This is a genomic window from Scardovia wiggsiae (genome assembly GCF_051045985.1).
Classification (GTDB): domain Bacteria; phylum Actinomycetota; class Actinomycetes; order Actinomycetales; family Bifidobacteriaceae; genus Scardovia; species Scardovia wiggsiae.
Genome location: NZ_CP157350.1, coordinates 458,794 through 480,108 on the forward strand (window position 1 = coordinate 458,794; position 21,315 = coordinate 480,108).

The window sequence follows — 21,315 nt, forward strand, 5'->3', positions numbered from 1 at the left end:
TACGAAATATCAACCAATCGCAAAAGAGGTTTCCTAATCACAGGAAATCTTTTTTTGTGCAAGTCGAAAGGAGGAACTAAATGGCAGAAAATGAAAACACGGATATTAAAGAAATACAGGCAGAAGAACAACAACATCAAAAGCCTGATGGTATTCTTAGTAAAAAGATAAATGGAAAGACATTTGTAATAGAGATATATTTTGACAAAAAGAGCAAGGAAACTTTTCAAGATAAACTGTTTAAGGTAATAAATTCTAAGGGGAAATAGTAGTGAGTGAGTAGGAAATCAGGCAGTAGAAAAAATGCCTTAAAAATGCTATAATATTCTCCAGTATAGGCAGCAAGTTTAAAGAGGAAAGATTATGGATTATAAAGAAATAAAGCTTAATGTTTCAAATAATAAAATTAAAGAATATAAGCAATTTGAGGGGTTAAAATTATATTCTGATATTTTTAGGTCTGAAGATGAAAAGATATTGATTAACAAAAGGGTATATGTTACAAAAAAACAGAATTATGTTTATTACGAAAGAACGGATGTAAATTGGAATTATTGGTCAAGTGGAGGAAATTATAATTCAACATTTAATCCAGAGAATGATAGTAAACACAATATTATATTTGAAGTTTCATCAGAATTAAGTGACTTTATTAAATATTTGGGAGAAGAAATCATTCGGAAAATTGAATTAAAACAGCAGAATGGAGAAATTATTGAGATATTAGATATTTGATTATGTTATGAAGATTGAATCATTCTCAAGTACATGAAATTCCTAATTTTCATAACTAACAACTAAATAAAGAATGGCATGGAAACAGTAAATCAAATCGGTTTACTGTTTTTTCTTTGCTCAAAAATAAAAAGAAAGGAAATGAGAAAATGAAAAACATAGAAGAAAAAATCTTAATGGCAGATGAAGAAATCAAGCAGTTACAAAACAAAAGGAAAAAGCTCATCAGTCAGCAGAAACAGGAAGAAAGAAAAAAGAGAGATAAAAGGATATATGAAAAAGGAGCAGTCTTTGAAAGTATCTTTATAGAAAGCAAGGATTTAACCAAAGATGAATTTTATCAGCTAATCACATCTTTAATTCGTAAAGAAGAAGCCAATATAAAAATACAAAAGATCATAGAAAGCAGAGAAGAAACAGAAGTTGAAAATACAGAAAAAGAATATGAGGAGACGGAGATACAGTAATAGTCCCTTGTTTACAAGGGCGCACATATACACCTTAACAGGTGCGTGCGTTCTCCGAAGGCTCTTAGCAGAGGGCATATCAGCTTACGCTGATACAGGGGAACTACATTCCCCTACGGAAATAAATTTCCTACCCCTTGTGTACTTCCCAAAAGAAATCGGATAAAAAGCTATCCGATTTTTTTAGGAAGTCTTATCTATCGCCACCATAACCATATCGAAAAGTGGAAAGGAGGTTTTCTCTTATGGCGATATATCATCTTAGCATAAAGATTATTTCAAGAGGCAAAGGCAAAAGTGCAGTTGCAGCTTCTGCTTATCGAAGTGGCGAAAATATAAAAAACGAGTATGACGGCATAGTCCATGACTTTACAAGAAAAGGAGGAATTGCCCATACCGAAATTCTATTACCCCAAAACGCACCACAGGAATTTTCGGATAGAGGAATATTATGGAATAGTGTTGAGAAGATAGAGAAAAGTAAAAACTCATAACTTGCAAGAGAAATAGAAGTTGCTTTACCCAAAGAATTAGACCGAGAAAAACAGATCAATCTTGTACGGGAGTATGTAAAAGAAAATTTTGTGAAAGTCGGTATGTGTGCCGATATTGCCATACACGATAAAAATGACGGAAACCCACATTGGTGAGCGTCTTCGCTGGGAGAATATTATTGTTTCTGTGATGGCGGTGGCTGTGGTTTGTTTTACCGGGTTTGTCGGTTTCAGTGTTGGACGCGTGATATGGGATAAGGTGGCTGAAGCGGTTCACCGTCCGCAGGAGTACCTTGATGCGGCAGGGTCTGTGCAGGTAGTGGAGCTGGATTACGTAGTATCAAGGTCTCCACTATCCGATGAGGGGTCATCGGATATTACACTGGTGCAAGCCCCTTGCGGGCATGGTGTATCTCCCAAGGTCAAATGTGTGCGGTATGTTTTTTCTGATTCTGCGAAGAAAGTTTTTCCGCTTGCGGTTGCACGATATAAAGTAGTGCATCCCGACCGTGAGATACCTTCAGAGGAGCGGATGGAATCTTTTCTGGAGGATCCCCCGTATGTATATGCGGCTGGCGGCAAGCTGAAATGGCCTGCTGGAATGCGTGCTTTCTTAAAATGGCTCGGGGAACCGGCGAAGTTGAAGTATGTGGAAACAGGAATCAATCCGGATGGCAGTGTTTCGCATCGGGCGGGTGATCCTGTGCCTGAAAATAGCACATACACTAATTGGGATTTTATTGCGCATCGTTCAGGGAGAGAGGGACAGACATGGCGATGAATAGTATGAGGTCCGTCATCTTCGGAGGATGAGGCAAGGCAGCTTCGTCTCAGGCGCGAAAAGCTGTATGACGCATTGAAAAAAAGCGAATGTGAATGGGAATCCGCATGGGACAGCAGCCGCGAGTATCTACGCAAGGTGCGTGAACTTGCTATGGAGGCTGCATATAACATGGATGCAGGCCTGGTCAATGAGACCGGTGATATCCTGTGCAGAGTTGAGGATGCCTGTGTAAAAGCAGACAACGAATTCGAACAGGTTATTTTTAGTATACGAAGGGAGCGGCGTCAGATCTTTGATGAGCTCCAGGAGGGGAGGAACACCTATCATGGGTGATTTGGCTACAGGCGCGAAGCAGGTAATCGCATCCTCATCTGATGGGGCTTCAACCGCCCGCGGATGCCTTAAAGGTGCCGAAGGATATACGATGTTTTCGCTTACCGAATTGGCTGCAGATGATTCAAACTCTGCTGCCAGAGTCCATGACGCCATGTCTCCGGTGGTTGACCGCGTACTGGAAGAATATCGCAAAGCTATTATCAGCGATGATGCTGCTATTGGGGTGATCGTTGATAAACTCAGTGAAGCGGACAGAAGGGCAGCCAATCAGATATTAGGCAGATAGGAAAACTTCCATATCACCCTGCGTATCCAATTGGCTGTGCAGCTTTATAGCCCGAAACCTACATCACTCCCTGTGCGACCATGGCATTGGCAACTTTAGTAAAGCCTGCGATATTCGCACCCAGCATCAGATCTCCATCATGGCCATATTCATGCGCTGCGGCAAGGCTCTCGCTGACGATCCCCCTCATGATATCCTGCAGGCGCTGATCAACTTCTTCAGAAGGCCATTGGAGGCGGAGCGAATTCTGGCTCATCTCAAGCCCGGAAACTGCTACGCCGCCCGCATTCGCCGCTTTGGCCGGCCCATAAAGCACACCATTGCTGCGGTATACAGCGATCGCAGCTGGGGTTGAAGGCATATTCGCACCTTCACACACCACCGTACATCCGTTGGAAACCAGCTTTTTTGCCGACTTTTCGCTGATCTCATTCTGTGTAGCGCAGGGCAGGGCGATATCGCATCTTACTTCCCACACGCCGGAGCAGCCCTCATGGTATTCGCTGCCGGGAACTCGCTGCGCATATTCGCTGATACGCCCGCGTTCAGTGAGTTTGATATCTTTGAGCACATCTAAATCAATCCCGTTGGGATCATACACATAACCGTCAGAATCAGATGCTGTGACTGCTGCCGCCCCCAGCTGCTGCGCCTTTTCAATGGCAAAAATAGCCACATTCCCGGAGCCTGATACTGCTACAGTTTTGCCTTCAAAGGAATCATTGCGCAGCTCCTTCATAGCATCATTCGTGTAGTAGCACAGGCCATATCCCGTTGCTTCTGTACGTATAAGCGAACCGCCGAATTCAAGCCCCTTGCCGGTCAGCGTCCCGCTATATTCGTTGCGGATACGTTTGTACTGGCCGAAAAGGTATCCAACTTCGCGGGCGCCGACGTTGATATCACCTGCCGGTACATCAGTAAACTGCCCAATATGCCTCTGGAGCTCCGTCATGAATGCCTGGCAGAAGCGCATGACCTCGCCGTCAGAACGGCCGCGGGGATCGAAATCCGATCCGCCTTTGCCTCCGCCCATAGGCAGCCCGGTCAGCGAGTTCTTCAGGATCTGTTCAAAGCCAAGGAACTTGACTACTGATTCGGTAACGGTAGGGTGGAAGCGCAAACCGCCTTTGTACGGCCCGATAGCACTGTTGAATTCTACGCGATAGCCGCGGTTTACCTGGATCCTGCCATTGTCATCGACCCATGCCACGCGGAATTTGATCTCCCGCTCCGGCTCTATGAAACGTTCAAGGATGCCGTTCGCCTCATATTCCGGATGGGCCTTGATAACAGGCTCCAAGGTCTCGAAAACTTCCCGTACAGCCTGCAGGAACTCCTGCTGTCCGCCGTCGCGGCGTTCCGCCTGCTGGTATACACGCTCAAGATATGGGTCAGAAAAAGCCATAGCACTCCTTAGGTTTCAGGCTTTCAGGCTGTATCGTCTTACTGCCGTCTTATTTAATTCGTTACCTGTTAATGGTGTTGCGCAGCCGCCATAACCGGGGCTGCAGCACAAAACTTATCGTAACTGTATTAAAAGACTATCCCCCTGTCCCGTCTCAATCCGCGATTATCCCTGCAGATCTCCTGATAATTTTGATAGAATTTTATATACGGGAGGAGAGAAGGAAAACAGCATATAAGACTTCCATATCGTATGCTGTCAGCTCTCAGCATTTTCTGCGTCGGCAAGGTTTGGGAATCCGGCGATGCGTACGGTCCAGCCAATAGCCTGCTCAGTAAGGTTGATCCCCTTTTTTATGCAGCTTTCAATAAAAATGCCATACAGGTCAAGTGTGCGTTCAGAATATGTGCCCAGTTCCCCGCGCAGATATGTTTCAAAGCTCGTATTCTCAGGCGAATCCCCGTCCGTGGTAAGGGTGCGCATTTTCTGCCCGAGCCTGGGATATCTGTCCTTAAAATCACGTGCCCATGTGAGCTGCTGCACGATAATATGCTCCTGCTGTGCAACGCGCTGCCTGCTCAGGACGGGCATAAAAGTTTCGAGATGTTGATGATAATACACAGGATCGGTAGATCCCATCATCCGCGCATATTTCTCAGTCAGGAGATTGCGCCCGGCAGCATCGGCATCGTTGAGGTCCTGCGCATAGCTTAACAGCAGGGGAGCGTCCCATGTGAGGAACTGGCTGATGCGCATCTGATGGAATACCGGCCAGTTACCCTGGCAGAGTGCCCTGCCGCCTTTATTATCAACACGCTGGAACTGCTCCCACTCATGCCTGACTATGCTTTCAGCAGTGTGAAGGAATTCTTCGTCAGTGAGCCGGACAGTGCCGGATGCTGCTGCGCTGCTGCCCGCCTTGTTTATGCTTCCATCTGTTTCATGCATATTATAAACTCCTGAGGAATGGATATTCCTGCGAGATATGGCTTTCAATATAGGGCCTGTGCCATTCGAGGAAATCTTCGCTGCCTGATGTAAGCCCCTGGTACCTGAGTTCTGCAACAATTTCATTGCATATTTGCGATATCAGTGCGTTAGCGTGCGCATAAGCCGGATTATCTCTCTGCCCACGGCTTGCGTCCGATGCGCTGCCCATAAGCTGTTCAAGCTGTCCGCAGGCCTGGGGCAGGCGTGTGGCGGGCCTGGCGCTGATGCCCCTTAGTGCGGCGAACCGCCATTTATAATACGGTGCATAGCCTACAGTCAGCGGATTATTGATAAGGAATACCAGCGAGGTTACTGCCTCTGCGAACTGGAAAATACACAGCATAGCGGCTGCAGGATCGCCGCGCGCAGACATGCGGGGGAAATTATACTGGCCCGACTGGCTTATCATGCCTGCCCGCTGCGAGATCAGGGCAAGCCGCACGTCATCGGGCATATTTTTGAAGCCCTGCCTGCTCGAAGAAAAGGCTCCGAGAGGATCGGCAAATACCTTTCCGTTAGTTGCTGCTGCCAGCGTTGCCTCATCCATGTTCAGCCACAGCAGCGGTTCATCGCCTCCGGGCGCATGCCTGAGCCCTGTAATTGATTCAAAGAAATCGCCGATCCGGAAAACACCGGAGCGCCTGTGTTCCCCCTGCGAGCATGGGGTAGAGGCAGAAGCTTCAAGGGAGTATCCCATAAACCTCTTAGGCAGGCTGTCATAATCTTCCTGAAGCTGGCTGCCGATTTCAGCATAATCGTCATCGGTAAGCCACAGGCAGAAGCGTGGTCCAAAATCGTGATCCCGCGAATACCTGTCGTCGAAACCGTAGCATTCCGAACCGTGCCCCACAAGCCCGGCAGCTATACGGCCCGCATATTGGGGGTATTTTTGCCTGAGGAGAGGCCTGCCGTATTTTTCCCAGTATTGTTGTGACAGTTCAAGACCTGTGATATCGGGGTTTTTAACATTCGCTGCGGGGCTCTTCGTCATGCTCTCTGCAGAGGTTTCCGCTGTGCCCGCTGCAGGTCCTGCTGCCGTGCCCTCTGCTGCTGTATTTTCTGCCATACCCGTTACAGGGCTTGAGGCCATATCTGCTGTCATGCTTTTTACCATGCGAGGTACGGGTATTACCGGATCTGCAGTATTTGCATGCTGCCCCTGTTTTTCGGCGATTTCCCTGGCAGATTGGGCATTGGCAAGGGTCGTACGGTAATAGTCATTCTGTGTACCGTAGGTCTTAGAGATATGCTGTAGCGTTTTATCATAAAATTCCTGTGCCTCCGCTGCAGCGCCCGACATCAGCAAAGCCTGCGCGTATCCTGCCAGGGCAGAAGCGTAGTGGGCGCTGTCCGTCAGGCTGAGTGACGGATCATGATGGTATATCTCCAGGGCTTCGCGGGCATAATCCAGGGCTTCCTGGATATCCTCGCCGTGGACAGCGGAGCCGCAGTCTGCACAGTTATCGGTGTCGCTGGTACCTTTCGCATTGTTTCCGGAGCTTTCGCTGCTTTCTGTACTGCGGTTTCCGTGCTCTTCGTGGTGGTTTCCGCTGCCCGCATTTTCCGAGGGCCTTTGTAGAAGCAGCAGGGCGATATTGGTTTTTGTAGTGGCGATGTCAATGTCATTCGCGGGATCAGGGCTTGCCAGTGTTATCATATCAAGTGCTTTTTTGAGCTCCTCCAGGGCGTTTCCAAGATCGCCGGTTTCTGAATAGAGCATAGAAAGGTTATTATGCAGTGCAGCAATATTGCGCGGATCTGCATCAGGCACTGTTGTGCTTGCCGAAAGGGCCTGCTCATAAAGCTCAAGGGATTCATCATAATGCCCGGCAGCGCGCATCGCTGTCGCGGCATTGATAAGTACTGCAAGCCATTGGGCAGTCCCTTCAAGCCCCATGTGGAGCGCCAGGTCAAGGGAAGCATGCGCGAGGCGGATGTTGTCCTCATGCCTGGACTGGGAGCGGTAAAATCCCATGAGTTCGTTGATCACAGTCAGCTGTCCGGGCTCATCTCCGGCTTCAGCGGCCTGCTCAAGCGCATGGATCATGTACGGTTCGGCTTTGGAAGCGCCTTCATGCCTGGAATAGATAGCGTCAAGCCCCGAGAGGAAGCGCTGCGGGTCAAAATCGGGAAGATCCCCGCCTTTTACGTAATCGCTGGTGCTCCCGTCTCGGCCTCCGAGGGTGCCGGGTTCAGGCTTAGGGGCAGCCATGTTTCCGGCATCATATTCGTTGCCGCCGTACTCGTCTTTGTATTCATCAGCACTGGTGTTGCTCATACCTGCCATGGTATCGCCTGACGATGATTACAGGTATTGCAGCACGCAGCGGTGGAAGGCAGCATGCGGGCTATCCAATAATGATGTGCAGCTGCTTCCATTGTAAAGCTGTCACTGATACGCAGCCTCTGGTGGTAAAACACGCAGATACAAAAACTATTTTGGCAGTTTTCCACATTTTTTAATTTTGTATCTGCGTGTTTTACCACCAGAGGCTGAGATACTGAGGGGCCGGCGCGGTGGGATATCAATGGGATATGTCCGCAGGACTGCTGCTAGAATGAAAAACGGATCAAAAACAAAATAGTAAATAATAAACGGATAACAAAATATGTGTGAGGCCGCTGAATGCAGATAAGAACCAGAAGGCTGGTCATCCGGGATTTCAGGCAGGATGATGCCGAAAGCCTGTATCGGCTCCTGTCTGATACAGAGGTGATGAGATATCTTGAGAGGCCTTACTCAAAAGATAAAACAGCACTGTTCCTCAATCAGACGGGGCTTTCCCGGCCGCCTCTGATTTATGCCGTTGATGATTGGCGCGGAAAATTTATCGGTTATATCATTTACCATCCATACGATGAGGAATCTTACGAGATAGGGTGGGTACTGCGAAAAGATGAATGGGGAAAAGGATATGCCCAGGAACTTACTGAAGCATTGGTAGCGTATGCGGGAGAGAAGACAGGGTATCTGGTTATTGAGTGCAGCCCCGGGCAGGAAATAACGAAAAGGATTGCCGAGCGTAATGGTTTTATTTTTGCGGGGAGGGACGGCACTTTAGATGTTTACCGGGTAAAGGCAGAAAACCTAAAATAACAAAATAAACGACCCTGAAAATGAAAAACAGGGAGGCACTGAAGGTACCTCCCCATACGGGTCGGGCTGGCGGGATTTGAACCCGCGGCCTCTTCGTCCCGAACGAAGCGCGCTACCAAGCTGCGCTACAGCCCGTAATCACAAAAAGACATATTACACGCAGCAGTGGAATAAACAGGGAGACCTGGGAGTATGGACGTGTTTCGTACCCGGCTGCCTCGGTCCATGCAGGCCTTAAGGCTGAGCATTAAAAGGCAGGTTTTTTAATCTGCACTTAGCCTATACATATAAGCTGTATCGTATTTATAACTAGTATCATTATCCGGGTAAAAGGGTAAAAGAAAGCAGGGCCTAGCCATCCAGCCGGATATGTTCGATATCGTCACGACGTGAGCGCCGGAACAGGACTGCGCGGTTCCCAATCACGGTGACCACAGCTGCACCGAGTTTTTCGGCCAGGTCAGAAGCCGCTTCTTCAGCAGTAACGTCAGATTCGCTGAGCACCTGGCATTTGATGAGTTCGCGCTGTTCAATAGTACTGTCTGCCTGCCTGAGGACAGCGTCAGTAATATTGTTCTTGCCGATGATCAGCAAAGGTTTTGTCCGGTGGGAAAGGCTTCTGAGCTTTTTGATCTGTGCCTTTGTCAGGGCTGCCGGCTGTGACGGTGCTGCGGAATGTGCGCCGGATGGTGCGATACCGGTTCTTTCAGTAGATGCCATCTTATGTATCCTCACAATATATCAATGTATGTGTATGTCAGCGGGCAGTATATGCTTCTTTATTTTACTAGTGTATGGTAGCTGCGGCAGTCGAAAGCCTGCCGGGGATACTGTATCGCACAGTCAGGAAAATCCGGATGCACTCTGGTAGCAGCACATGTGTACACTATGACGGTAGAGCCGGCTCTGTGATATATGATTATATGTGCGGAGCCGAGAACAAATATTGACAGGATTTCACGGACAGATATGGACAGGGATATGGCTCAGAAGGAAGCAGCGGCTGAAGAGATGCGTAACACCGGTGATAATGCAGATACTCAGGATACCGGGGACAGTATGGATCAGGGTACCCGCGCCATGGAAACGATCAGGCATGCGCAGATGCTGCAGGAGCAGGATGAAGCGATTTCAGGCCGTATCAATAGCGGCGCTGCACTGGATGATGCGGTTGACATTTCTAACAGGAAATTCGGACCTTCCGCCCATCCTGAGCAGGTGCAGATGCGCGTGGCAAAACGCGCACTGATGCTCAAGGAAGGTATCGATCCATATCCGGTAAGACTTGATATTACAACGACTATTCATGATATCCGTAATAAATATACTGGGGATAACGGGGGGCTTACGCTTGAAAAAGGTGTACAGACAGATGACATCGTCGGTATCGCCGGGCGCGTGATGTTTATGCGCAACAGCGGAGGGCTGTGTTTCGTGCAGCTGGAGTCAGGGAGCGGCTCGCATATCCAGGGTATGATTTCCAAGCGTGCGGTAGGCGAAGAGTCGCTGAAACAGTACAAGCAGCTGGTAGATCTGGGCGACCATCTGTACCTTCACGGCTCCGTGGCCGTATCGAATACCGGTGAACTGTCCGTTATGGCGGATTCATGGAAGATTGCAGCAAAGGCGCTCCGTCCGCTTCCGGCGCTCCATAAGGGGCTGAGCGAAGAGCAGCGCACCCGCAAGCCTTATCTGGGGATGATCGCAGACAGTAAAATGCGTGATATGGTTCGTAACAGGGCCAAAGTCGTTTCTTCCCTTCGCCGTAATTTTGACGGGCGAGGTTACGTCGAGGCTGAAACGCCAATGCTTCAGACGAACCATGGCGGTGCTACTGCGCGCCCGTTCGAGACCCATATGAATGCTTTTAATATTGACCTTTTTATGCGCATTGCGCCGGAGCTTTTCCTTAAGCGCCTGCTTGTGGGCGGGATCGACAAAGTATTTGAGATCAACCGCGATTTTCGTAACGAAGGCGCAGACGGTACGCATGCCCCTGAATTTACTATGGTTGAGGCTTACGAGGCATACGGCACATACGATACTATGGCCGAACTTACCCAGTCGCTTGTACAGCAGGCGGCGCTTGATGCTTTTGGGAGCACGGAACTCACGCTTGCGGACGGTACGCAGTACAGTGTGGGCGGTGAGTGGAGATCCATCACAATGTACGGCTCCCTGTCAGAAAAGCTTGGCGAGGAGATCACGCCTGAGACGTCTGTGGAGCACCTGGGTCAGCTTGCAGATAAGCTTGGCGTTGAGCGTGAAGAAGTGGAAAACCACGGTAAGCTTGTTGAGCATCTGTGGGAGCATTTTTATACAGAAGATCCCCATACCTTGTGGGAACCGACATTCGTCCGTGATTTCCCGGTAGAAACTAGCCCATTGACGAAATCGCACCGTTCCATAGCGGGGCAGGTGGAGAAGTGGGATCTGTATGTGCGCGGTTTTGAACTGGCTACAGCGTATTCGGAGCTCAATGACCCTGTTGTCCAGCGCCAGCGTTTTGTTGACCAGGCCAGAATGGCGCTTGCCGGTGATGCCGAGGCGATGGATATTGATGAGGATTTCCTCGAGGCGCTTGGTGTAGGTATGCCTCCTGCCGGCGGCATGGGGATGGGGATCGACCGCCTGCTGATTGCCCTTACCGGTGCAACCATACGCGAGACTATTACCTTCCCGCTGGTAAAGCCTCTTAATGCCTGAGCGTCAGGCCGCCCCGGGTACGGACCGCATAGGCCAAGGATGCGCCGCAGGCTCAGCCTGGGGCTGTGTGCGTATGTGGATAAAGGGTGCCCGCCCTCTGACCCTTGTCATAAGTGTGGTATCAGTACTCTCGGCAGCTGTCCCATCATACCTTTTTGCGCGTGGATATGGGCTTTTCGTACTGCGGGGGCATGCCAGCAGGAAAGGGGCTGTATACACCTCGGTTTCCCGGACGAACGACAGCGCAGCTATCCTGCGTTTTGCAGCAATTGCAGTATTATGCCTGACTGTCGCTGTTTCAATGCAGATTGCGGCAAACTATTTCAATGATTATGCGGATGGAGTGAAAGGGGTCGATGCAGGGCGTTCGGATGAAGATGCTAAGCGGCCGGAATCGGGCGCCGGCCGGCTAAAGGCGGCATCCGGCCCTGGTTTTAACGCACCTCAGAGGCTCGTGGCGTCGGGTGTCCCGCCCCGGAAGGTTCTGAAGGCAGGTGTAATATGCACGGCTGTTGCAGTTGCGGCAGGTATAGCGGCAGCTGGTATCACCAGGTTATGGGCGCTGCCTGCTGTGGGGCTCTTATGCATTGCGGCAGCATGGTTTTACTCAGGCGGTAAAAAGCCTTACGGATACAGGGGGCTCGGCGAAGCTGCAGCTTTTACCGTTTTTGGCCCAGTTGCCGTTTTTGGCACTGAGTGGGCCCTTTTAGGCGTATATATGGGCGACTATATCAGATATTCTGGAGCCTGGAGCCTGGCTGCCCCGGTAGGGTCGGGAGCGCTGGCCCTCATCCTGATGCTGCTCAATAATATGCGTGATGCCGAGTCTGACCGCATTCACGGAAAGCTCACGTTCTCTGCAACAGCCCCGCGGGGCTGGAGCCTTGCCGCCATTATCGCCGCAGTGGCCGTCTGCCAGTGCATACAGTCGCAAACTGTTATATATACCGCTGATATAAGCTGCGCAATGCATCCTCCTGTTGCGGCGGCGGTTGCAGCCATCGGCGTGCTGCAGCTGGTATTTGCGGTTTTTGTCATTATTTTTGCCTATACATACAGATATCATTCAGCTTTCTGTGTGTGCATCGCCCTGGCGTGCAGCTACGTTGCCGTCATGGTTGCTGAAGGCTTTATTGCTGTACTCTGAATGCCTTGCCCTCGTCTGTATCACTCAGTAGTATCTGAGATATGACATACAAATTAGTATTGCTCCGACATGGTCAGAGCGCCTGGAATAAAACGAACCAGTTCACCGGCTGGGTGGACGTCCCCCTGACTGGGCAGGGCGTTGAAGAGGCAAAGCGCGGCGGGCAGCTCCTTAAGGAGAAGAATGTCCTGCCGGATATTGTTTTCACCTCTTTGCTCCGCCGCGCCATCAACACGGCAAATTATGCGCTTGATGAGGCTGACCGCCTGTGGATCCCTGTAAAGCGCAGCTGGCGTCTGAATGAGCGCCACTATGGTGCGCTGCAGGGCAAGAATAAGACTGAGATCCGTGAAGAGTTCGGCGATGAAAAATTCATGATCTGGCGCCGCTCTTACGGTACCCCGCCTCCTGATATCGATCCTGACGACCAGTATTCCCAGAACCATGATCCGCGGTACAGTGCTAGTGAAGTGCCTGAGGCTGAGGCGCTGGCAAACGTTGTTGCACGTGTGACCCCGTACTGGGAAAGCGATATCATCCCTGAGCTCACATCAGGGAAGACCGTCCTTATCGCAGCCCACGGCAACTCCCTGCGCGCTATTGTCAAGATGCTTGACGACCTGAGCGAAGAGGAGATATCCAAAGTGAACATCCCTACAGCTATCCCGCTGCTGTATGAACTGGACGAAAACTTCAAGCCGATAAAGCCGCGCGGTGAATATCTGGATCCTGAGGCTGCTGCTGCCGGTGCTGCTGCAGTTGCCGCACAGGGGCAGAAATAAGCTGTTTTGCAGCCAGGACAGCGATGCCCCCGGCCTTGAGAATTCCTGGAACGGTATTTACAGTATTTTACAGGGATATATGTTAGTCTGACGGTATTGGTACAGCAATAGTAAAAGGCCCGGCCGGCTGCAGCACGGGCCTTTTTGTTTATGCTTTATCTGTAACATTATTTATGTTTGCATTATCCATTAATTAATGTTCAGCTAACAGATACAGGAATAATCTGGACAGGCATAAATCATAAATGCGGGCGTACGGGTATCCCGTCTGCCGGTCCCGGGTTTCAGCTCTGGGGGAAGAAAGCGAGAAGCCGGTAATTCCTGCGGTTGGCAAGTTCCCAGAGCAGCAGTGCGATGCCGATGCCGATGCCGCACAGGCATACGAACAGCGGCTGCCGTACATGGAAGCCTGCAATAAGCAGGACAGTATAAACGACTGCAGCAATAGTCCATAAAACAGTTCCAGCCGCAAAAAGTATACGGAGATCAACCTGCTCAGCATGAGGCGCGGGTTTGCGCACTTCCGGATCATAAATCGGGGCAATCTTCACAGTTCCTATCTTACTCGGGCTATGTACGGCGATAGGCAGGCATTGTTGTTATGATAATAGCCATATACGCAGATCGCATATATACACATGTTCGGGCTGGATCACAGCAGCAGATCGGGGTGGCGCATGTACCGCATATTTCCTGTCCATCGTAATTATGCGTGGGGATCTGATATGCGGCTGCAGTCGCTTTTTGGTGTTGATGATGAAGGCCCTCTTGCTGAGCTGTGGTTCAGCGGCCATCCCCAGTTCCCTTCCATGCTCAGCAGTGACGGCGACACTATTGATGCAGCAACTGCTATCAAGCGCGCGCCGGAATTTATGGTCAGCCGTACTATAGCGGACCGGTGGGGCGATGAACTCCCGTTCCTGTTCAAAGTGATTTCTGCGCGTAAGCCCCTGTCGCTGCAGGTCCACCCTTCGCAGGAGAATGCGCAGGAAGGGTTCAAAAAAGAGAACAGCAGGCATATTGATATCAGCGATCCGCGCAGATCCTTCAAAGATGCTGTTGCTAAGCATGAGATGGTTGTTGCTTTGGAACCCTTCAGTGCATCAGTAGGTTTTATGCCCATCCGTCAGCAGATCAGAGCACTCGGCGCTATCGGGCATCCTCTTGCCCGGAGTATGGCCGCGCTTTTATCTGATGAAAGCGCCGGCAGCAGGCAGGAGAGGATCTATTCCGCATTCCGGCTGGCTGTATCATCAGCTTCCGCTATGGGTGCGGGCATTACTGCTGCCATTTCAGAAGCTCTCAGACGTGAGGGCAGTGGGGAAAACCGAAGCCAGCCTCCCAGCTCTGCTGTGCTCAGTGCCCTCCGCCATGCGCAGGATGCGGCGCAGTCTTTCCCTGATGATCCCAGTACGCTGTGCATTGCGATGATGAACCCTGTTGAGCTTGAGCAGGGTGGATCGGTTTTTATACCTGCCGGTACAGTACATGTATATCTGCGCGGCACTGGCGCTGAGATCATGACAAATTCGGATAATGTCCTCCGTGCGGGGATGACGCCTAAGCATAAGGATATCAGCGGTTTTATGGAGAACCTCAACTGTATCCCGTCCCCTCCGATAGACCCCGCTTCAGGCCTTCTGAAGCTTGTTTTCCAGGCAGATATCGTGACGTACAGGCCGCCTCTGGATGAATTTATGGTGGCGTATGGACATGTTGACCCTAAATCGGGTGCGACGGGCCGGTGGTGGGCAGTAAGCGACAGGCTCCGGCGCACCCAGGCTAAATTTTCCCAGGCTGTAGGCCCGCAGCATGTAGTGGCCTCCCGGCGGCGCCCGCGTGTGATCGTGGCATTGGATGGGGTAATACGGTGCCGGAGCAACAGCCACAGTATAGACCTGCACCAGGGGGAAGCTGTTTTTATACCGGCAAGCGAGCCTTCCGTTACCGTCAGCGGTGCAGTGGAAGAGCCGGGATCATATATCCTTGCGACTACGGCGGTTTAGCTGTCCGGTATATGGACGGTGCTGTCAGGACGGGCTAATGTAAATTTTAAGAAACTCCAAGCTATAAAGTTCGGTGTGTTTGTTACTCTTGATTCTTAGCAAATCTAAGGAGTCATATATGCCAGGTGGTGTACACGCAGTACATTCGTCGCGCAGAACTGCACATAATAAGGGTGTGGTGAAGCGTGATGCAGGCAGGCATATAGCTCAGAATATAAGCTCCAAGCATATACCGGAGAAAAAAGGTCGTTCAGGCCGCGGGGCGCATGCCGTAATCCCTTCGTCACTGCCGGGGAGCTCCCGCAGCACCAGTGTTGCCCTCACGCCGGCGGCAAGCAGGCAGCTTAATGCTGCACTGATAAAGAAGCTTAATAATGCCCCTGCAACACGCAAGGCAATGCGCAGGATGGCGCAGCAGTCCAACCGCAAGGCACATTTTATGATGGCGAGCGCGGTAACGCTTCTTGCAGGTACCCTTGGTTCTATTTACGCTTCTGCAGCAGGCCAGGGGCTGCAGAACAGGGCTCTGGCTTCACAGATTTATGAGGCTGATCCGAACAGCGGGAATACTGTAAGCCGTGGTTCGGGACGTACCTCGCTGTACAGCGAAGAAGAGTCAGTCAGCGAAAGCAAAGAATCAGACTGGAGCCTTGAGGCTAACGCTTTCAATGTTGATACTGACCAAGTCAGTATTGATAACCAGCAGGCTAAAGTTGCACAGACGCATCAGACCCCCCAGACCCGTGACCAGCTGGCCGGCATTGCACGTTCCGGTTCGGATTCATGGGCTACCTATACAACGAATACTTTATACAGCGCCAGCGCGCCGTTTGCCTCTACGATCCATGTCAGCCATCCCACGGGGGACTCGGGCAATGCTTACGCTTTCTCCCAGTGCACATGGTGGGCTTATATCCGCAGGCATCAGCTGGGCCTGCCGGTCGGGTCGCATTTCGGGGATGCGGCACAGTGGGCGGCGTCGGCTAAAGCTCTGGGATATTCAGTAGACAATAACCCCCAGGTAGGCGATGTTATAGTCTTTGCCCGCGGGAACGAAGGTTCCAGTTCCCGGTATGGCCATGTCGGGATCGTTGAGTCTGTGAATTCCAATGGGACAATCACGATTTCGGAAAGCGGTGCAAAACTCCATGGACGCATCGCTTCCAGGACGCTCCAGAATCCAGGGCGTTTCCAGTTCATCCACAGCTGACAGGCGGTGTACGGAGCAAAGGCATAATTCCCATACAGGTATAAGGTAAAGAGTATACAATAGGAGTATAGCCTTTATCAGAATCGTTCCAAAGGAGGAATTATGGCTAAGTATGATAAAGCGATCCTTGTAGGGGTGGATGGGTCCGATGCCAGCTATAAGGCCGTATGGTGGGCTGCAAATTATGCGCATCATGCAGGGCTGACCCTTCATATCGTGTGTGCGTATTCACTGCCGAGCTATGCTGCAGTATCTTTTGATGTTACCTATACTTCAATGGGTGACGATAAAGCTGCACATAATGATGCCCAGACTATCCTCGCTAAGGCTAAGGCGATCGCTGATGAGCAGGGTGTGCAGGCAACAACGCTTATTGTCACGGGTGATACGGCAAGCGTTTTCATTGAGCTGTCGCATAATTATAATCTTATCGTTATTGGGAACAGGGGTAAGGGCGGGCTTGCCGAGCGCATGCTGGGCACTACGAGCTCAAGCCTTCCCGCTGCTGCTTATTGCCCGGTTGTAGTTATCCCATATACTGATGACAGCGGCAAAGTGATGCACCTGAATAACAGGATTAGGCGTGTTGTTGTTGGGGCCGACGAATCCAGGTGGGGTGTTAAGGCTATTGAAACCGCGGCTGAATTCGCGGACCACTGGGGGGCTATGCTTACAGTGCTTTCAGCTGTGCCGAACCTGACCAGTATGACCGGCACTGGTGCCAGCGGGATCGACAATTCGGAGCAGAATTCTGTTATGGAATCGTATCTTGAAGATCTGCGGTCCAGCATACGCCCCCTGCACAGGAAATATCCCAACCTGAATATTACTGAATCGGTAGTGGAAGGTTCTGCTATTGAGGCACTGACACAGGCCAGCAAGGATAATGATGTCGTTGTGGTGGGTTCCCGCGGGCGCGGCGGTTTTACAGGCCTGATATTCGGCTCAGTAAGCCAGGGACTTATCCAGCACGCGGTGGGGCCGGTCTATGTCGTCCCGCGCAAATACGTTGAGTCGGCCGAATCCGAATCGGAGGAGGGGACTGCGCAGACTGCTGAAAATGTGCCGGAAGTCCCTCTCGAAAGCGTTAAGGGCATCCAGGAAGTCTCGATATCCCAGGCTGATGATAATACTGCGAAGGGCCTGTCCGATATCATTGATCCCCAGGACAGGACCTGACGGCGATAGATCTTCAGGCTCTAACGGCGTATAGTAATGTCAAGCCGTGTAGGGGGTGCCTCGTTCAGGGTGTGCATAACTGTGCAGCTTTTGTCTACATGGCGCCTGATACGTTCCTTGAGCTTCTGCGCGTCCTCGTCGCTTAAGTGTGCATCTGCTGCATCGACTACTAACTGTTCGCTGAAATTGATATAGGCGTCTGAGTCTGAATCATACGTGCCGTCAACGATCACGCGCGCGCCCTTATTCTCGCCGAGAACGGATTCTACGGCAAACTGGCTGGACAGGCCGCCGCATCCTGCCAGTGCAATTTTCAGCAGGTCGCCGGGTGTAAAAAGCCCGTCCCCATGCCCGAAAACGATTTCCGCCTTATCATCCTTATGACCTACCCATGTTCCGTCTTCTTTGCGTTCAACCCATAAACGAGCCATTTTACCTCATTTCCAGTAGCGGATGGAATTATGCTGCCGTACTCTGGCATCCGCACCGCGCGTAAATTATACACAGGCGGAGGCCGCGACGGGCAATACCTACAGGATACCGTATGCATGTCAGAAAAAACGCAGACTATGCGGTGGGAGTACAGGCGGACCCATTACACAAAAATTGTTAAGCCTTATTCCTAATATAAAAGGTATGGCATTGACCCAAGAACAGCTTGACGCTATCCGCAGACGTGTCCCGGCTCGTCCCGAAAGCAGTATTCCAACCCCGTATGAAGACTTGGCGCGTGAAATACTTATGACCGGTACTCTGAAATCTGACCGCACGGGCACGGGGACGATCTCACTCTTTGGGAAGCAGATGCGTTTCGATCTGCAGGATTCATTCCCCATGATAACTACCAAATCTGTGTATTTCAAAGGCGTAGCGTACGAGCTGCTGTGGTTCCTGCGGGGGTCGAGCAATGTGCGCTGGCTCCAGGAGAATAATGTCCATATCTGGGATGAGTGGGCAGATCCGGAGACCGGCGAGCTTGGGCCAGTCTACGGCGTACAGTGGCGCAGCTGGCCTGCACCGACGCAGGAAGACCCTAAGCGGACTATCGACCAGATCGCTAATGTCCTTGAGCTCATCAGGGACCATCCTGATTCCCGGCGGATGGTCGTTTCGGCGTGGAACCCTGCAGAAGTCGAGTATATGGCTTTGCCTCCCTGCCATGCGCTTTTCCAGTTCTATGTTGCTGACGGGAAACTCAGCTGCCAGCTCTATCAGCGTTCGGCAGATATGTTCCTTGGGGTGCCTTTCAACATTGCTTCTTATTCTCTGCTCACGTGCATGATCGCTCAGCAGGCGGATCTGGAGCCCGGGGAATTTGTCTGGACCGGCGGGGACTGCCATATTTACGACAACCATGTTGAGCAGTTCCTTGAACAGCTTGGACGCGAACCGTATCCGTATCCCACCCTGGAGATCGACAAAGCCCCTTCGATCGGGGAGTATGCATACGGGGATTTCCACGTTATCAATTATGTGCATCATCCTAAGATCTCAGCACCTGTAGCGGTTTAGCAGGACTGGTACTGCTGTTGTAATAGCCCGTGTAGTGTATGATGATGTGAGTAGCAAAAAGGAGTATGTCCATTATGGAGCATGATAGTAGCCGCAGCGGTTACCACCAACCCAGGCCCGAGCCAGACGGGCCAGAGTTTTCTGACGATGCATGGGACGATGAAGAGCCCGAAGAAGACGGTATTGATACGGTGCCGAAGCTCAATCTGATCTGGGCCCAGGCATATTCGCAGCTGGGACAGCCCGGCGCAATTGGTGCACGTGGTGCTATACCGTGGCACCTGAAAGAGGATCTCCAGCATTTCAAAGAGCTTACTGTCCTGCATCCTGTCATCATGGGGCGCAGGACGTGGGAGTCGATCGATCCGCAGTACAGGCCGCTTTCCCAGCGTGATAATATCGTAGTTTCGCGGGATATGGGATACAAAGCCCCCGGAGCGTCTGTAGTGGACAGTATTGATGAGGCGCTGCATATGGCATCCCAGCCGGCGATCCCGGATGACGGCATACTGCGGGGGGAGATTTGGGCTATCGGTGGGGCACAGCTGTACAACGGCCTTATCTATCGTGCAGATAATATCTATATAACAGATATTGATGTTGCTGTTGAAGCAGATGCTTTTGCCCCGGATATTGACGACCTGCTGCAGCGCGGCGTATTTGAAGTGGTTTCTGACAGCGGCTGGATGGTCCCGTCGGGGCAGGGGGATATCCCGCGGTACCGTTTCCGGACCCTGCACCGTAACGATTCCAGGTATGCTGCTGAATAAGACGGTGCTGCCGGGCACAGGGTTACAATAGCCAAATAAAATAGAAAATAGCCCCGGCCAGAGTAAATGGGCAGGGCAGCGCAACAGTGCCCTGCGGGGCTGAGCTGCTAATAGCAGTTTGCAGGGTCCTGTAAAGGAGCTCCTGTAAGGGGGAAATAAGATATGCCGACTGACAGAAAATATACAGTGATGACAATATGTACGGGGAATATCTGCCGGTCTCCCATGGCAGAGATAGTGCTGCGCAAATATGTTGCTGATGCCGGATTGGACGGTTCTGTGGAAGTCCATTCCAGCGGAGTCAGTTCTGAGGAACAGGGGAACTCTATAGATCCCCGTGCCCGGCGTGTGCTCCGTGAGCGGGGGTATGGCCTGCCCGGCAGCCATTATGCCCATCGGGTCACTGCCGATGAGATCAGGAGCACGGATCTGTTCCTGCCCATGACCGCAGCGCATATGCGGTCGCTGCTGCGTCAGATACCGTCTGGCGATGCGTGGAAAGTCCATATGTACCGTTCTTTTGACCCGAAGCTCCCTCAGCCGGAAGCCGGGAATGAGGATACTATTGACCTTGCTGACCCATGGTACGGCGGTCCTGAAGATTTTGAAACCGCTATGGACCAGATCGAAACTGCTGCACCGTATATCGTTGGCTGGATCAGACGGCAGCTGCAGGCGAATACAAACTGACATGAATCAACCGTTAGGAGATATTCCGGCGGTTCTCCATGTCCTCTTAATACGGATATCGGGGAGCGGAGTCAGATATCTATGCAGAGGCAGCGGCTGGAAAGAGATTCTGTAACCGTATACTGTATTTTGATATTTTGTAAGGCTGTTCGGCAACGTGCTGGACAGCCTTTACTGTTTATGGTGAAAAATATGAGTGTATATGATTGTCTGTAGGCCCTGGTGGTAAAACACGCAGATACAAAATACAATTCCGCATTTTTCCGCAATTCCTGTTTTTGTATCTGCGTGTTTTACCACCAGGAGCTTGCTGTCAGACATGTGCCAAGGACAGTGCCTGCGCCCGCAGCGGTGTTTATCATAGGATTTTGTGTGAGCAGCTGTCTCAGGATATACCAGCTGGGTATAAAACAAAAATGAAAGGACCCCGCACGCGCAGGGTCCTTTCATATGCTGTGGCTCCGAGCGGTATCGATCCGCTGACCTCACGATTTTCAGTCGTACGCTCTACCAACTGAGCTACAGAGCCATGGAGCGTCAAAAAAACCCGGAGAAACCGGGTCCTGCTCCAAGCGACTCCGACCGGACTTGAACCGGCGACCTCCGCCGTGACAGGGCGGCGCTCTAACCAACTGAGCTACGGAGCCACAGCTGCATTTCGCAACCGAGTAGAAATATTACATGAACGGTTGGTCAAGTGCAAGCATCGGCATGTT

Annotated in this window: 22 protein-coding genes, 3 tRNA genes and 1 pseudogene; 17 read left to right on the forward strand and 9 right to left on the reverse strand. The window is 51.1% G+C overall.

The window, feature by feature from the left end; translation table 11 throughout:
- Positions 1–80 precede the first annotated feature (80 nt).
- The 7 genes and pseudogenes from ABKA16_RS01930 to ABKA16_RS01960 all read left to right on the forward strand — a co-directional run bounded on the left by ABKA16_RS01930 (position 81) and on the right by ABKA16_RS01960 (position 3,102).
- Positions 81–269, forward strand: a complete 189-nt coding sequence (locus ABKA16_RS01930) for a hypothetical protein (protein WP_380999385.1) — start codon at positions 81–83, stop codon at positions 267–269.
- Between the two features lie 94 nt (positions 270–363).
- A complete protein-coding gene (locus tag ABKA16_RS01935; RefSeq protein WP_006525995.1) occupies positions 364–735 on the forward strand; it encodes an EXLDI protein in 372 nt (123 codons plus the stop codon).
- 149 nt (positions 736–884) lie between these two features.
- The gene (locus ABKA16_RS01940) at positions 885–1,202 is read left to right on the forward strand and encodes a DUF3847 domain-containing protein (RefSeq protein WP_380999384.1); all 318 of its coding nucleotides are present in this window, start codon (positions 885–887) and stop codon (positions 1,200–1,202) included.
- Between the two features lie 245 nt (positions 1,203–1,447).
- A pseudogene (mobQ, locus tag ABKA16_RS01945) lies at positions 1,448–1,852 on the forward strand (MobQ family relaxase).
- The gene (locus ABKA16_RS01950) at positions 1,830–2,477 is read left to right on the forward strand and encodes a hypothetical protein (protein WP_380999383.1); all 648 of its coding nucleotides are present in this window, start codon (positions 1,830–1,832) and stop codon (positions 2,475–2,477) included. Before mobQ ends, ABKA16_RS01950 begins: the two are co-directional and overlap by 23 nt.
- A gap of 75 nt (positions 2,478–2,552) precedes the next feature.
- A complete protein-coding gene (locus ABKA16_RS01955) occupies positions 2,553–2,813 on the forward strand; it encodes a hypothetical protein (RefSeq protein WP_380999381.1) in 261 nt (86 codons plus the stop codon).
- On the forward strand, positions 2,806–3,102 hold the full coding sequence (locus ABKA16_RS01960) for a hypothetical protein (RefSeq protein ID WP_380999379.1): 297 nt from the start codon (positions 2,806–2,808) through the stop codon (positions 3,100–3,102). The genes ABKA16_RS01955 and ABKA16_RS01960 overlap by 8 nt, the downstream gene beginning before the upstream one ends.
- A 58-nt stretch (positions 3,103–3,160) precedes the next feature.
- Here ABKA16_RS01960 and gdhA read toward each other — a convergent pair whose 3' ends face one another.
- The 3 genes from gdhA to ABKA16_RS01975 form a co-directional block, all read right to left on the reverse strand.
- A complete protein-coding gene (gdhA, locus tag ABKA16_RS01965) occupies positions 3,161–4,510 on the reverse strand; it encodes an NADP-specific glutamate dehydrogenase (protein ID WP_380999377.1) in 1,350 nt (449 codons plus the stop codon).
- Between the two features lie 258 nt (positions 4,511–4,768).
- Complete coding sequence (locus tag ABKA16_RS01970; RefSeq protein ID WP_380999375.1) at positions 4,769–5,458, reverse strand: DUF4125 family protein; 690 nt, start codon at positions 5,456–5,458, stop codon at positions 4,769–4,771.
- 1 nt (position 5,459) lies between these two features.
- Complete coding sequence (locus ABKA16_RS01975; protein ID WP_394968679.1) at positions 5,460–7,787, reverse strand: DUF4037 domain-containing protein; 2,328 nt, start codon at positions 7,785–7,787, stop codon at positions 5,460–5,462.
- 339 nt (positions 7,788–8,126) lie between these two features.
- Here ABKA16_RS01975 and ABKA16_RS01980 point away from each other — a divergent pair, with 339 nt between their 5' ends.
- Entirely contained in the window at positions 8,127–8,597 is a 471-nt protein-coding gene (locus ABKA16_RS01980; protein WP_380999371.1) for a GNAT family N-acetyltransferase, read from the forward strand.
- Between the two features lie 61 nt (positions 8,598–8,658).
- On the opposite strand, the gene ABKA16_RS01985 is transcribed toward ABKA16_RS01980, so the two are convergent.
- Both ABKA16_RS01985 and ABKA16_RS01990 read right to left on the reverse strand, forming a co-directional pair.
- Positions 8,659–8,732 (reverse strand) — tRNA-Pro (locus ABKA16_RS01985).
- Between the two features lie 216 nt (positions 8,733–8,948).
- Positions 8,949–9,317: a YhbY family RNA-binding protein gene (locus ABKA16_RS01990; RefSeq protein WP_380999369.1), complete on the reverse strand. Its 369-nt coding sequence runs from the start codon at positions 9,315–9,317 to the stop codon at positions 8,949–8,951.
- Between the two features lie 360 nt (positions 9,318–9,677).
- Between ABKA16_RS01990 and lysS the strand changes: the two genes are divergently transcribed.
- From lysS to ABKA16_RS02005, 3 genes are read left to right on the forward strand one after another with little or no spacing between them, the layout of a single operon-like run.
- Entirely contained in the window at positions 9,678–11,303 is a 1,626-nt protein-coding gene (gene lysS, locus ABKA16_RS01995; protein ID WP_381000135.1) for a lysine--tRNA ligase, read from the forward strand.
- Positions 11,296–12,450 (forward strand): prenyltransferase, encoded by a 1,155-nt coding sequence (locus ABKA16_RS02000; protein WP_380999368.1) that lies wholly within the window; start codon positions 11,296–11,298, stop codon positions 12,448–12,450. Before lysS ends, ABKA16_RS02000 begins: the two co-directional genes overlap by 8 nt.
- A 41-nt stretch (positions 12,451–12,491) precedes the next feature.
- Complete coding sequence (locus ABKA16_RS02005) at positions 12,492–13,232, forward strand: phosphoglyceromutase (protein ID WP_380999366.1); 741 nt, start codon at positions 12,492–12,494, stop codon at positions 13,230–13,232.
- A 284-nt stretch (positions 13,233–13,516) separates the two neighbouring features.
- Here the strand turns inward: ABKA16_RS02005 and ABKA16_RS02010 are convergent, their stop codons facing one another.
- Complete coding sequence (locus tag ABKA16_RS02010; protein ID WP_380999364.1) at positions 13,517–13,783, reverse strand: DUF2530 domain-containing protein; 267 nt, start codon at positions 13,781–13,783, stop codon at positions 13,517–13,519.
- 126 nt (positions 13,784–13,909) lie between these two features.
- On the opposite strand from ABKA16_RS02010, the gene manA reads away from it, so the two are divergent.
- The 3 genes from manA (at position 13,910) to ABKA16_RS02025 (ending at position 17,627) form a co-directional block, all read left to right on the forward strand.
- Positions 13,910–15,238 carry a mannose-6-phosphate isomerase, class I gene (manA, locus tag ABKA16_RS02015; protein ID WP_380999361.1) on the forward strand — a complete coding sequence of 443 codons (1,329 nt, stop codon included), beginning with the start codon at positions 13,910–13,912 and terminating at the stop codon, positions 15,236–15,238.
- Positions 15,239–15,356: 118 nt separating this feature from the next.
- Positions 15,357–16,448, forward strand: a complete 1,092-nt coding sequence (locus tag ABKA16_RS02020) for a CHAP domain-containing protein (protein ID WP_380999358.1) — start codon at positions 15,357–15,359, stop codon at positions 16,446–16,448.
- A gap of 102 nt (positions 16,449–16,550) precedes the next feature.
- Positions 16,551–17,627, forward strand: coding sequence for a universal stress protein (locus ABKA16_RS02025; RefSeq protein ID WP_380999355.1), 1,077 nt, complete (start codon positions 16,551–16,553; stop codon positions 17,625–17,627).
- 20 nt (positions 17,628–17,647) lie between these two features.
- Here the strand turns inward: ABKA16_RS02025 and ABKA16_RS02030 are convergent, their stop codons facing one another.
- Complete coding sequence (locus tag ABKA16_RS02030; RefSeq protein ID WP_380999353.1) at positions 17,648–18,058, reverse strand: OsmC family protein; 411 nt, start codon at positions 18,056–18,058, stop codon at positions 17,648–17,650.
- A 205-nt stretch (positions 18,059–18,263) separates the two neighbouring features.
- Between ABKA16_RS02030 and ABKA16_RS02035 the strand changes: the two genes are divergently transcribed.
- From ABKA16_RS02035 to ABKA16_RS02045, 3 genes are all read left to right on the forward strand, one after another.
- The gene (locus ABKA16_RS02035) at positions 18,264–19,139 is read left to right on the forward strand and encodes a thymidylate synthase (RefSeq protein WP_380999350.1); all 876 of its coding nucleotides are present in this window, start codon (positions 18,264–18,266) and stop codon (positions 19,137–19,139) included.
- Between the two features lie 74 nt (positions 19,140–19,213).
- Positions 19,214–19,909 carry a dihydrofolate reductase gene (locus ABKA16_RS02040; RefSeq protein ID WP_380999347.1) on the forward strand — a complete coding sequence of 232 codons (696 nt, stop codon included), beginning with the start codon at positions 19,214–19,216 and terminating at the stop codon, positions 19,907–19,909.
- A 162-nt stretch (positions 19,910–20,071) separates the two neighbouring features.
- On the forward strand, positions 20,072–20,599 hold the full coding sequence (locus ABKA16_RS02045) for a low molecular weight protein-tyrosine-phosphatase (RefSeq protein ID WP_380999344.1): 528 nt from the start codon (positions 20,072–20,074) through the stop codon (positions 20,597–20,599).
- A 456-nt stretch (positions 20,600–21,055) separates the two neighbouring features.
- Here ABKA16_RS02045 and ABKA16_RS02050 read toward each other — a convergent pair.
- Both ABKA16_RS02050 and ABKA16_RS02055 read right to left on the reverse strand, forming a co-directional pair.
- A tRNA-Phe gene (locus ABKA16_RS02050) sits at positions 21,056–21,128 on the reverse strand.
- Between the two features lie 44 nt (positions 21,129–21,172).
- A tRNA-Asp gene (locus ABKA16_RS02055) sits at positions 21,173–21,246 on the reverse strand.
- Positions 21,247–21,315 lie beyond the last annotated feature (69 nt).